Raw genomic sequence first — 570 nt, 5'->3', positions numbered from 1 at the left:
CGGGCATAGATATACTGCGCGATCGGGGTCGAGCCGACAAAGCTGACGCCCTGAATGATGTCGCTGTCGAGGATGGTGTCGACCGCTTCTTTGTCGCCGTTCACGACCTGGAACACACCCTTGGGCAGACCGGCCTCGACAAACAGTTCGGCCAGCATCAGCGGCACCGAGGGGTCACGCTCGGACGGTTTCAACACCACGGCGTTGCCACATGCGAGCGCCGGTCCGACATGCCACAGCGGCATCATGGCAGGGAAGTTGAACGGCATGATCGAGCCGACAACGCCCAGCGGCTGGCGCATGGAATACATGTCAATGGCAGGGCCTGCATTGTCGGTGTATTCGCCCTTCAGCATTTGCGGTGCGCCGATGCAGTATTCGATCACTTCCAGACCACGCTGCAGGTCGCCCTTGGCGTCGGGGATGGTTTTGCCGTGCTCGCGGCTCAGCGCTTCGGCCAGCTTGTCCATGTCGCGGTTCATCAGATGAACCATTGCCATCATGACACGCGCGCGTTTCTGCGGGTTGGTGGCGCCCCATGCGGGCTGTGCGGCAGCGGCGGCCTCGATG

Annotated in this window: 1 protein-coding gene; it reads right to left on the bottom strand. The window is 62.3% G+C overall.

Annotated features, from left to right (window positions below; all coding sequences use genetic code 11):
* Positions 1-570 (bottom strand): aldehyde dehydrogenase family protein (locus tag ACR0KN_RS22475; protein WP_480656706.1); only part of this gene is annotated, 570 nt, incomplete at both ends.

Source organism: Ruegeria sp. AP7, assembly GCF_056539905.1.
This window is presented reverse-complemented; position numbering and strand designations above follow the sequence as displayed.